This is a genomic window from Salegentibacter sediminis (genome assembly GCF_002078605.1).
Lineage (GTDB): Bacteria > Bacteroidota > Bacteroidia > Flavobacteriales > Flavobacteriaceae > Salegentibacter > Salegentibacter sediminis.
Genome location: NZ_MSJR01000001.1, coordinates 734,476 through 746,208, shown reverse-complemented (window position 1 = coordinate 746,208; position 11,733 = coordinate 734,476). Strand labels below are relative to the sequence as shown.

Sequence of the window (11,733 nt, the reverse complement as noted above, 5' to 3'; positions counted from 1 at the left end):
ACAAAATAAGCCCGGTTTTTTTAAGTTTTTCCTAATAAAAAAAGCCTCAATTCCGAATCTCGAAACTGAGGCTTTCTATATTTATATTTTTGTTATTAGAAATAGCAACCTTTGCCACGGCGTCTACCCGGATTAGACTCACTATCCCCTATTTTAAAGCCTATACTTAAAAGCACCTGGTTAAGACGGGTATCGGTAAAATAACCTTTATTAATTCCATATTCCGCCCTAACTATGTCTATATTCTGGGTTTCCTTAGAAGCAAGAGTACGGTCATACCTCAGGTCAAATTCAAACCTTCCGAAATTGACTTTCACCCCTGCCTGAGCTGCCAACGGAGTATTCTGCGCCACGATAACCTGATCTGGTGGTTCGGTACCTTCCAGGGAGGAACTCATAACATTCTGGTAGGCAGGTCCCGCATAGATATCTATTGGGCCCCAAATATTATAACCAAAAAGAAGCGGGATACTTAATTTCTCCACCTCGTAAGCAGAAGGCTGCGTTGGAAATTCGAAGGTAGTTCCCATAGTGTGATACATCGCTTCCGGCCTGATGAAGAATTTACCAAATTTCAACTGAAAGAAAACCCCGGCGTGAAATCCAAATTCAGGATCAGCTTCCACGGTGCCATCAAAATTGCCTACTCCTGAATTTTCGCCGGTAATGGATCCTCCCATTACATAATTACCACCCCCTTTCACTCCAAAACTATATTCCTGAGCATTTGAAGAAAGGCTGAAAAACATTAGCCCAATTAAAATGGGTAAAAAACTTTTGTTCATAAATGTAGATTTATCGGTCTTAACTTCCCGGGTAAATATATCAATTAAATAAAATAATAGAATAATACTCTATATCTTTTTAACGCAAAAAAACGGCTAAACGTATATCAACAAAAAAAGCACCGGTAAAACCGATGCTTTTAATGATCTATTTAATTTCTTAGTGTACAATAATTGGATCTGCATTTCCATCTGGATCTCCGTTTACAGTACCATCGGTACTGGCATTACCAAGCAACAACACTCCTGCTGCATGTGGTGAAGCCATAGAGGTACCGCTTATGGTATTATATCCACCACCTTTCCAGGTAGACTTAATCGCGACTCCAGGAGCTGCATAGTCTACGGGTGGGTTTCCGTAGTTAGAGAAAGAAGCCCAGTTATCATTAGAATCCATTGCTGAAATTGTAACGATATTAGCACCGTTAACCCTTGCAGGAGAACTGGTGTTAGCATCGGAGCTTTCATTACCAGCAGCAAGAGCAAACTTAATCCCTTGTTGTGAAGCCGAAAGTACAGCCTGATCCAAAGCATCAGAAGTTGGTCCTCCAAGGCTCATATTGGCTACATCTCCGCTGTTTCCGTTAGCTGCAACGTGATCAACCCCGGCGATTACTCCTGAGTAAGAGCCACTACCACGACTGTCAAGAACTTTTACCGGAATTACAGTCGCACCTGGTGCAACCCCAATTACTCCTATATCATTATTTAGTGCAGCGATAGTACCTGCAACGTGTGTTCCGTGCCCGTTACCATCATCGGTAGATTTACCATCCTTTCCGGAAGTAAAGGCATTAAAACCTCTGGAAGCATCCACATTAAGGTCTTCGTGATCCAGGTCTATTCCCGAATCAATTACCCAGGCCACTCCCGAACCGGTGTAATTTGCTACTCCGTTTACGCGGGTGATACCAAAGGGAGTCTCCTGGCCGGTACTACCTCCACCATCTCCACCGCCGTCACCATCACATGGGCCACCGTTTGGTGTACCACAAGGTGGAGCGAAAGTTACAATCCTGTCTTCTTCAATATAAGACACTTCTTTTTTTCCGCGAAGGCGTTCCACTTGTTCCGCAGTTAATTTCATTGCAGCTCCATTTAACACTTTACTGTATACCGCAAAAATGTCGGCATCTTCAATAGCGCTTTCTTTTAAAAGTTTTTCGGTTTTAGCTTTAACCGATTCCTGGGCTTTTGCATAGCTGTCAGGATACTTTGCAGCTTCATCACCTGTCACATCGGTGTTAAAAACCACGATGTATTGGCCCTGAATAATTTCGGAATTGGAAGGAGCTACCTGCTGCTCTTCCAGACTTTGGTTTTCCTCCTTATCCTGGGAACAGGAGAACATGAATGCTGCGGCCATAACAGTAACTGCTAAAGGCCTGAGTTTTTGTAAAATCATAAAATTAAATGTTTGGTTAATAAAAGGTTAATAGATCGATCAAAGCTATGATTTTATAGATAAAAAACAAATTTTTTTATTTTTTATTAGAAGAAAAGCAAGGATATGCTCGAATAAATGTAAAATTCACCATAAAAAAAGCCCCCTAAAAACAGGGGACTTGCTATTATTTTAAGATTTTTATTATGTATTACTCAGGAGTTTTTACCTGGCCATTTTTGGCCACCCATTGCTTAAAACCCTCATCCAGTTCCTGGACATTCTGAAATCCCATTCGCTTGAGAATCTTTAAAGCCTCTTTACTTTTAGAGCCATCGGTACAATAAAGCAATACCGGCCGAATTTTATCGAGCTTAGTCAGTTTTTTTCTGAATTCCTTATCGAAAACAATATTTTCTGCATTCACGATATGAGCATCGGTATAATCATCCCGGGACCGGATATCAATTAGCTGTACATCTTCCATCTGAAGATGCAACTTCATCTCTTCTACACTAATATGTTCGACGGAATTTGGTGATTCTGAAGATTCGGCCTGAACTTCTTTACAGGAATAAAAATTCCCTAATAAAAGGAATCCGGCCAGCAGTCGGCTTATATTTATCATAGCAAAAATTAGTCTTCCACTATTTCACCTTCCCATTCTATAATTCCTCCAAGAAGGTTATAGGTATTGGGGAATCCCATTTGATCCATAAGCTGGCAGGCCTGCTCGCTGCGCTGTCCAGAGCGGCAATAGATATAATAATTCTTGGTCTTGTCCAACTTTTCGATTTCATCTACAAACTCCTGTCCCTTATAAATATCTATAAGTTTTGCATTCGGAAGATAGCCCTCTTCCATCTCTTCTTCTGTCCTCACATCCAAAACCACAGCCTTATCATCCTGCTCCAGTTTTTCTCTCCATTCTTCCTGAGTTAGTTCTTTCATAATCTTTAAGCTTATTTTTTTTATTCTCTGAAAGTGAAAATATATTGTTATTCAAATTTTGACGAAAGGTAAAAAGATTTCCTCCTTATAAAGCCTTTTGCTCATTCCCAATAGAAATTTTGTAAAATATTTAACACTATCCACAATACCAAATCTCATTCCCTATCTTATATTTGTACATACAAATGTTGTAATGACAAATGAGCATAGAAGAAACCATAAAAACCACCAATAAGCTCCCGGAGTCCCGCCGGCTTATCCTTAATATCCTGGTTACAGCCAATCATATTAACGACAGGATTGGAGAGGCCCTAAAAGATTTTGATCTTTCTATTCCCCAGTTTAATGTATTACGCATTCTTAGAGGACAAAAAGGAAAACCGGCAAATCTAAGTACCATCCAGGAGCGAATGGTTAGCAGGATGAGTAATACCACGAGACTGGTAGATAAATTGATTCTAAAAGGATATGTAGAAAGAGTAATCTGTGAGAAAAACAGGCGCAAAGTGGAGATTAGTATTACCAAAAAAGGACTGGAGTTTTTACAAGAGGTAGACCCGGTGATAGACCACATTGAATCTGAAATCGCTTCACGGATAAATTCCGAAGAAATTGAGTTGATAAACGATAGCTTAAATGAGTTAAGAGGTTAATCCCTTCACAAAAAGGGGCACCAATTATCTCCCACAAAAACTTAATTAAAAATAAACCAAAATCAAATAACAAAAAGTATGAAAAAGAATGTTTTAAAAGGTGCTCTTGCATCGGTGATCGTGTTAACTACTGTAGCTTTTACCGCAAACGGTATCGAAAAGAAAAAAATTGATGTAAAAGACAGCGAAGTGACCTGGAGAGGTGAAAAAGTTACCGGCTTCCATACAGGGACCGTTGAACTTAAAGAAGGTCATTTTATCCTTGAAGACGGTGAGCTTAAAGGCGGAGAATTTGTAATGGACATGAGTTCTATTAAGGTAACCGACCTTGAAGGTGAGAACAAAGGCAAACTGGAAGGTCACCTGAAATCTGATGATTTCTTCGGAGTGGAGACCTACCCTACCGCTAAATTGGTGATCACCAGTGCCGCTAAGAAAAGCGACGGTACTTATGGTGTCGTGGCCGATCTTACTATCAAAGAAGACACTCACCCTGTAACCTTTAACCTCGACTGGAACGAAAATTCTGCTTCTACCGAGTTAAGCATCGACAGGTCCAAATATAATGTACGTTATGGGTCAGGCAGCTTCTTCGATAACCTTGGAGACAAGACCATCTATGATAACTTCGACTTAAAAGTTGATTTAAAATTCTAAATCGCAGGGAAAGAAATTGCTATTGAAAAGAAATAAAAGAAAAAGAAAAAAGATAATATGACTATGGAAAAGAAAGTAAATGCTCAGGCCAGTAATGTTGCCTGGAAAGGAAAAAAAGTACTTGGATCTCACGAAGGAACGATCGATCTTAAAGATGGTAAATTCCAGCTGGAAAACGATCAAATAGTAGGTGGAGAGTTTGTAATGGATATGACCAGCATTACCGTAACCGACCTTAAAGGAGACGATAAAGCAGGTCTTGAAGGCCACCTGAATTCAGATGACTTTTTTGGAGTAGATAATTATCCAACTTCAAAGCTCGTAATTACCAGTGTCGCCAAAAAAGACGACGGTACTTATGGTGTGGTTGGTGATCTCACTATCAAAGATCAGACTCATCCTGTAACTTTTGACCTGGACTGGAGCGATAATACCGCTACTACCAAATTAACTATCGACCGTTCTAAATACAACGTGCGCTATAATTCAGGTAGTTTCTTTAGCGGACTAGGAGACCAAACCATTTACGATAATTTCGATTTAAATGTTGAGTTGAAATTCCAATAAAAATTGCCCCAACTTCAGCCGGAAAAGTTAAAATTACTTTTCCGGCTTTTTTTAATAAGAAAATGCCTTGCTTTTTTCAAGATGCTTTCTATATTTGAACCTGATGAAAAACAGAATAGCAAATACCTGGTGGTGGAATAATTTACGTCAATCGTCGTGAAGTAACACTGCTATAGTATAAAATCATACAAAGGCTTGTCTCACGACAAGCCTTTTTTTATTTAATAATATTATATGTTCGAACTTAAAACCACCCATAAAAAACTCCTCGCCGACACCATCACCCCGGTGAGCGTTTACTTGAAGCTGCGGGACAAATACCCTAATTCCCTGTTGCTGGAAAGTAGCGATTACCACGCCAGCGATAATTCATTTTCTTATATCTGCTGCAACCCCATAGCTTCAATAAAACTTCAGAATGAAGTGGTTACCGAGGTTTTTCCCGATGGAACAAAAAATACTAGCCCGATTACTTCTGACGTAAACATTCCCGAAAAGATTCAGGAGTTCTCTCAAAAATTCAGGGCTAAAAACGGCAAATTCAAGTTCATAAATAACGGACTCTTCGGCTATATCGCTTATGATGGGGTACGGTATTTCGAGGATATTGAGATTAGCAAAAAGAAGGGCGATCTGCAGATTCCCGATATTTATTATGCGGTTTATCAGAATATCATCGCGATAAATCACTTCAACAACGAAGCTTATATCTTCGATCACAGCTACAATACAGATAGCCGGATCGAAGAAATAGAACAACAAATCAAAGTGCGCAATTTTGCCACCTATAATTTCACGCGTCAGGAAGCTCCGGTTTCCAACCTCAGCGATGAAGAGTTCAAAGAAAACGTGAAACTGGGCAAAAAACATTGCTTCAGGGGAGATGTTTTTCAAATGGTGCTTTCCCGCAGGTTTTCCCAGAAATTCAAGGGAGACGAGTTCAATGTTTACCGGGCGCTTCGTAGCGTGAACCCCTCCCCTTACCTTTTCTATTTTGACTACGGAAGTTTTAAAATCTTCGGAAGTTCGCCTGAAGCCCAATTAGTAGTAAAAGATAGTCGGGCCGAAATACACCCCATCGCCGGAACATTTAAACGGACAGGAAACGATGAGGAGGACGCCGAACTGGCCAAAAAACTCGCCGCCGATGAGAAAGAAAATGCCGAACACGTAATGCTGGTAGACCTGGCCCGAAACGACCTTAGCCGCCATGGAAACGATGTAAAAGTGGAAAAATACCGGGAGATTCAGTTTTTCTCCCACGTGATTCACCTGGTGAGCAAAGTCACCGGGCAAAAAGATCCCAACACCAACACTATGCAGGTAGTAGCCGACACCTTTCCGGCGGGAACGCTTAGCGGCGCTCCAAAACACAGCGCGATGAAACTCATTGAAAAATATGAAAACGTAAACCGGGATGCCTACGGCGGCGCTATCGGATTTATGGATTTTGAGGGCAATTTCAATCACGCCATCATCATTCGCTCTTTTGTGAGCAAGAACCATCAACTACATTACCAGGCCGGCGCCGGCGTGGTTTCAGAATCGGTGGAAGAAAATGAATTACAGGAAGTTTATAATAAACTGGGAGCATTAACAAGAGCCCTGGAAATTGCAGAAGAAATATAAACTCTGCTCCCACTCCATAATAAGGAGTTTTTTAGAACAAAAATTTAGATTTTAATTTTACATCAAGTAAAAATGAAAAAAATATTAGTTATCGATAATTACGATTCTTTTGTGTACAATTTGGTGCATTATCTGGAAGAACTTGATTGCGAAGTCACAGTGAGGAGAAACGATCAACTGGAATTGGAAGATGTAGAAGAGTTTGATAAGATCCTGCTTTCCCCCGGGCCGGGAATTCCAGATGAAGCCGGACTCCTGAAGCCTATCATAGAAAAATATGCGGCCAACAAAAGCATACTGGGAGTTTGCCTCGGGCAACAAGCCATAGGAGAGGTTTTTGGTGGAAAACTGGGAAACCTGGAAAGCGTTTACCACGGTGTTGCTACCGAAATTGAAATTTGTGTAGACGACGAACCACTTTTTAAAGATCTTCCGAAGAAGTTAAAAGTAGGGCGTTACCACTCCTGGGTGGTTTTAAAGGAACTCCCCGATTCCCTCATTGCAACCTCCTATGACGAAAACGGACAGGTGATGTCCCTGCGTCACCGGGATTATGATGTACGCGGGGTACAGTTCCACCCCGAATCGGTGTTGACGCCTGAGGGGAAACAAATGATCAAGAATTGGGTAAATTCTAAAGTCATTTCCGCGAAGGCGGAAATCTCTTAAATTTTGAAAATCGTTGAAGAAGGCGGAAATCTCTTTGATACATAAAATTTCTTAAGGATTAGTATAAATGAAATCGAACCCGGAATATCACGTATATATTATCACTAATAGAAAAAATGGCACATTATATATTGGTATGACTGGAAATATTAAACAAAGATTGCATCAGCATCGCAACAAAAATTTAAAGAGTTTTAGTGGGAGATACAATTTAAATAGGTTAGTCTTTTATGAAAAATTCAATTCTCCATTTTTGGCGATTCAACGTGAAAAGCAATTAAAGAAATGGAACCGGTTATGGAAAGTAAATTTAATAAATGATTTTAATCCTGATTGGGAAGATCTAAGCTTAAGATTTAAAAATTATTAAACATTGTAAAGGAGGAAATCCAAAAAAATTAGACTCCCGCCTTCGCGGGAGTGACAAAACAAATAAATGAAAGCACTATTAAACAGGTTAATAAACCACCAAACCATCTCCAAGGAAGAAGCCAAACAGGCCCTCTTCAGCATTTCGAAAGGAGAATATAACGAGAGCCAGATCGCCGCTTTTCTTACGGTGTATATGATGCGTAGCATCACCATCGAGGAGCTGGAAGGCTTTCGCAACGGACTCCTGGAACTCTGCCTGGCCGTAGACCTCAGCGCCTATAATCCCATCGATCTCTGCGGAACCGGAGGCGATGGCAAAGACACTTTTAATATTTCCACGACGGCTTCCTTTGTTACTGCAGGCGCAGGAGTAAAAGTCACCAAACACGGAAATTACGGGGTTTCTTCGGTAAGCGGAAGTTCCAACGTGATGGAACAACTTGGCATTAAATTCACCAACGATGCCGGGTTTTTGGAAAAAAGCCTGGATGAAGCTGGGATATGTATTCTACATGCGCCTTTGTTTCATCCCGCGATGAAAAATGTTGCGCCCATCAGAAAATCCCTGGCGGTAAAGACCTTTTTTAATATGCTGGGGCCAATGGTGAATCCGGCTTTTCCGAAACATCAACTGGTTGGGGTTTTCAACCTGGAATTGGCCAGGATGTACGCTTATTTGTATCAGAATACCGATAAGAATTTTAGCATTCTGCACGCCCTGGACGGCTATGACGAGATCTCACTAACGGGTAGCACCAAGATTATTTCCAATTCTTCGGAAATGATGCTGAGTCCCGAAGATCTTGGAGTGGAACCATTGAAGCAGGAAGAGATCACAGGAGGAGGCAGCATAGAAAGTGCAGCAAAGATCTTTACCGGGATTCTAAGCGGAAAAGGCACCGCAGCTCAAAACAATGTGGTTTGCGCCAACGCCGGAATGGCCATCGCCACCGCCAAAAACCTGAGCCCCCAGGAAGGTTTTGCAGAAGCTCAGGAATCGTTGAAATCAGGTAGAGCATTAAAAGGATTGAAAAAATTACAGGAACTTAGTAAATAGTGGAAAGTGGAAAGTGGAAATTTCGAACATTGAACCCCAAACCACAAACAGCAAATTAACCGACAACTGAGAACCCAGAACTCACAACAGAGAAATGAACATTTTAGAAAAAATAATAGCCGATAAGCACAAAGAAGTAGCTTTAAAAAAGCAGGTAATCCCGGTTTCGCAGCTGGAGAATTCAGCTCTTTTTGACCGGGAAAAGCTTTCGCTGTCTCAGCGCCTGAGAAATTCAGCCAGCGGGATCATCGCAGAGCATAAAAGGCGATCGCCTTCAAAATCGGTGATCAATCAGGATTTGAATGTGAGCGATGTCGCCACAGGCTATGAAACAGCCGGGGTTTGCGGGATGTCGGTGTTAACCGATGGGAAGTATTTTGGCGGTTCCCTGGAGGATCTGCTTTATGCCAGGGCTTCGCCTAATTTACCTTTATTGCGCAAGGATTTCATCATCAACGAATATCAGCTGTTGGAGGCCAAAGCCCACGGGGCAGATGTCATTCTTCTTATCGCAGCGGTGCTGGAGCGGGAGCAGATAAAACAGCTTTCAGAATTTGCAAAAAGTCTGAACCTGGAAGTACTCCTGGAAGTCCATAACGAAGAAGAACTTCAAAAATCTGTAATGCCCAGTCTGGATATGTTGGGCGTGAACAACCGGAATTTAAAGACCTTTGAAGTGAGCACCGATATCAGCAAAGAGCTTTCGGCACAGATCCCCACAGAATTTGTAAAGGTTTCTGAAAGCGGGATAAGCTCCGTAGAGGCCATAAAAGATTTAAAAAACTACGGCTACCAGGGCTTTTTAATCGGGGAGAATTTTATGAAAACCGATAATCCCGGAGAGGCAGCCGCAGATTTTATAAAAGAATTGGAAAAATAAACTTACTTCGAGCGAAGTTGAGATGTGAACAAAAATAAAAAGCTCTCCCCTTGTTTTATGGAGGAGTACCCGGAGGGAAACGCTAATAAATTTAAAAGATGAAGAACCTAAAACTAAAAATCTGCGGGATGAAGCATCCGGAAAACATCAGCGAAGTTGCTACGCTTCAGCCGGATTATATAGGTTTTATCTTCTATGAAAAAACCCCACGCTTTTTCGAGGGAAAAATTCCTCAGCTGGATTCAGAAATAAAAAAAACAGGGGTATTTGTAAATGCTTCCCCAGATTATATCCTGGAAAAGGTAAAAAAACATAAACTCCGGGCGGTGCAGCTGCACGGCGGGGAGTCGGCAGAATTCTGCCAGGAATTAAAGATCATCTTTGCCGGGATGGACAGGATGGAGATTATAAAAGTATTTTCGGTTAAGGAAGAATTCGATTTTTCGGTATTGCAGGAATTTGAAGGAATTGTAGATTATTTCCTCTTCGATACCAAAGGAAAAACCAAAGGCGGCACGGGAGAAACTTTTAATTGGGAACTTTTAAAAGACTACCCTTCCTCCACGCCGTTTTTCCTAAGCGGCGGAATTGGCCTTGATGAAGTGGAAGCGATCAAAAAGCTGCAGAATTATTTCAAAAAGCAGGATAAAAAGGAGCTTTTATATGCAGTAGATATAAATTCAAGGTTTGAATCGGAACCAGGTTTGAAAGATGTAGAAAAATTAGAAAGATTTAAAAAGCAATTTTAAATATAAGCGTCATTGCGAACCTGAAAGGTGAAGCAATCTTTTTATAAATAAAAATAAATAGTTTATAGTTTGTGGTTTGCTGTTTTATGGTTACTAACTTATAACCGACAACCCACAACTCATAACCCACAACAGAGAAAGAAATGAGTTATCAGGTAGATAAAAAAGGCTATTACGGCGATTTTGGCGGGGCTTATATTCCCGAGATGCTGTATCCCAACGTAGAGGAACTGCGCCGGCAGTATCTGGACATTATGAAAGAGGAATCTTTCCAGAAAGAATTTAAAGAGCTCCTGCGCGATTATGTGGGGCGGCCTACGCCTTTGTACTATGCAGAGCGTTTCAGCAAAAAATACGGCACCAAAGTATATCTTAAACGCGAGGATTTATGCCATACCGGGGCTCATAAGATCAATAACACCGTGGGGCAGATTTTAATGGCAAAACGCCTGGGCAAGAACCGTATCATCGCTGAAACCGGCGCGGGTCAGCACGGGGTGGCCACGGCCACAGTTTGCGCGCTTATGGGCATCGAATGCATCGTGTATATGGGCGAGATTGATATCGAAAGGCAGGCACCCAATGTAGCCCGAATGAAGATGTTGGGCGCTAAAGTCGTACCTGCCAAATCGGGAAGCCGAACGCTCAAGGATGCTACTAACGAGGCGATAAGGGACTGGATCAACAATCCGCTGGATACGCATTATATTATCGGTTCGGTGGTGGGGCCGCATCCCTATCCCGATATGGTGGCGCGGTTACAGGCGGTGATTTCTGAAGAGATCAAAGTGCAACTAAAGGAAAAGGAAAACCGGGAAAATCCCGATTATGTAGTAGCTTGCGTGGGCGGTGGCAGCAACGCCGCCGGTGCATATTACCACTATCTCGATACCCCTGAAGTGGGCATTATCGCCGTGGAAGCCGCCGGAAAAGGAATAGAATCCGGAGAGAGCGCAGCAACCTCGGCCCTTGGCAAAGAAGGCATTATCCACGGTAGCAAAACCCTGTTGATGCAAAGCGAAGACGGACAGATCACCGAGCCCTACTCCATCTCTGCCGGACTCGATTATCCCGGGGTAGGACCTATGCACGCTAATTTATTCCGAAGCGGTCGCGGGGAATTTATCTCCATTACCGATGAAGCCGCAATGAAAGCGGGGCTTGAACTGGCAAAACTGGAAGGCATTATTCCCGCTATCGAAAGTTCTCACGCCCTGGCCATCTTCGAGGATCGTAAGTTTAAAGAAGAGGATATCGTAGTAGTGAACCTCTCAGGACGCGGCGATAAGGATTTGAGTACTTATATTGATTATTTTAAGCTGTAATTCAAAAGTTTGTTGTTCGGTGTTTGTTGTTTTTTGTTGAATCCAAATCATAACC

14 protein-coding genes are annotated in these 11,733 nt (G+C 41.8%); 10 read left to right on the top strand and 4 right to left on the bottom strand.

Annotated elements, in window-relative coordinates; translation table 11 throughout:
• Positions 1-95: 95 nt before the first annotated feature.
• From BUW93_RS03605 to BUW93_RS03590, 4 genes are all read right to left on the bottom strand, one after another.
• Positions 96-785, bottom strand: coding sequence for an outer membrane beta-barrel protein (locus tag BUW93_RS03605; RefSeq protein WP_081209261.1), 690 nt, complete (start codon positions 783-785; stop codon positions 96-98).
• 160 nt (positions 786-945) lie between these two features.
• The gene (locus BUW93_RS03600) at positions 946-2,190 is read right to left on the bottom strand and encodes a S8 family peptidase (RefSeq protein WP_081209259.1); all 1,245 of its coding nucleotides are present in this window, start codon (positions 2,188-2,190) and stop codon (positions 946-948) included.
• A gap of 190 nt (positions 2,191-2,380) precedes the next feature.
• Positions 2,381-2,797, bottom strand: coding sequence for a rhodanese-like domain-containing protein (locus BUW93_RS03595; protein WP_081209257.1), 417 nt, complete (start codon positions 2,795-2,797; stop codon positions 2,381-2,383).
• Between the two features lie 8 nt (positions 2,798-2,805).
• Positions 2,806-3,120 carry a rhodanese-like domain-containing protein gene (locus BUW93_RS03590; RefSeq protein WP_081209255.1) on the bottom strand — a complete coding sequence of 105 codons (315 nt, stop codon included), beginning with the start codon at positions 3,118-3,120 and terminating at the stop codon, positions 2,806-2,808.
• Positions 3,121-3,320: 200 nt separating this feature from the next.
• Between BUW93_RS03590 and BUW93_RS03585 the strand changes: the two genes are divergently transcribed.
• From BUW93_RS03585 to trpB, 10 genes are all read left to right on the top strand, one after another.
• Positions 3,321-3,773, top strand: coding sequence for a MarR family winged helix-turn-helix transcriptional regulator (locus BUW93_RS03585; RefSeq protein ID WP_081209253.1), 453 nt, complete (start codon positions 3,321-3,323; stop codon positions 3,771-3,773).
• Between the two features lie 78 nt (positions 3,774-3,851).
• Positions 3,852-4,430 carry a YceI family protein gene (locus BUW93_RS03580; protein ID WP_081209251.1) on the top strand — a complete coding sequence of 193 codons (579 nt, stop codon included), beginning with the start codon at positions 3,852-3,854 and terminating at the stop codon, positions 4,428-4,430.
• A gap of 63 nt (positions 4,431-4,493) precedes the next feature.
• Entirely contained in the window at positions 4,494-4,997 is a 504-nt protein-coding gene (locus tag BUW93_RS03575) for a YceI family protein (protein ID WP_317042178.1), read from the top strand.
• Between the two features lie 234 nt (positions 4,998-5,231).
• Positions 5,232-6,626: an anthranilate synthase component I family protein gene (locus BUW93_RS03570; protein WP_081209247.1), complete on the top strand. Its 1,395-nt coding sequence runs from the start codon at positions 5,232-5,234 to the stop codon at positions 6,624-6,626.
• Positions 6,627-6,698: 72 nt separating this feature from the next.
• Complete coding sequence (locus tag BUW93_RS03565) at positions 6,699-7,295, top strand: anthranilate synthase component II (RefSeq protein ID WP_081209245.1); 597 nt, start codon at positions 6,699-6,701, stop codon at positions 7,293-7,295.
• Between the two features lie 67 nt (positions 7,296-7,362).
• Entirely contained in the window at positions 7,363-7,665 is a 303-nt protein-coding gene (locus tag BUW93_RS03560; protein ID WP_081209243.1) for a GIY-YIG nuclease family protein, read from the top strand.
• 66 nt (positions 7,666-7,731) lie between these two features.
• Entirely contained in the window at positions 7,732-8,724 is a 993-nt protein-coding gene (trpD, locus tag BUW93_RS03555) for an anthranilate phosphoribosyltransferase (RefSeq protein WP_081209241.1), read from the top strand.
• Positions 8,725-8,818: 94 nt separating this feature from the next.
• Complete coding sequence (gene trpC, locus BUW93_RS03550; protein ID WP_081209239.1) at positions 8,819-9,604, top strand: indole-3-glycerol phosphate synthase TrpC; 786 nt, start codon at positions 8,819-8,821, stop codon at positions 9,602-9,604.
• A gap of 98 nt (positions 9,605-9,702) precedes the next feature.
• Positions 9,703-10,353: a phosphoribosylanthranilate isomerase gene (locus tag BUW93_RS03545; protein WP_232778303.1), complete on the top strand. Its 651-nt coding sequence runs from the start codon at positions 9,703-9,705 to the stop codon at positions 10,351-10,353.
• Between the two features lie 143 nt (positions 10,354-10,496).
• Complete coding sequence (trpB, locus tag BUW93_RS03540) at positions 10,497-11,678, top strand: tryptophan synthase subunit beta (protein WP_081209237.1); 1,182 nt, start codon at positions 10,497-10,499, stop codon at positions 11,676-11,678.
• The last annotated feature ends 55 nt before the right edge of the window (positions 11,679-11,733 follow it).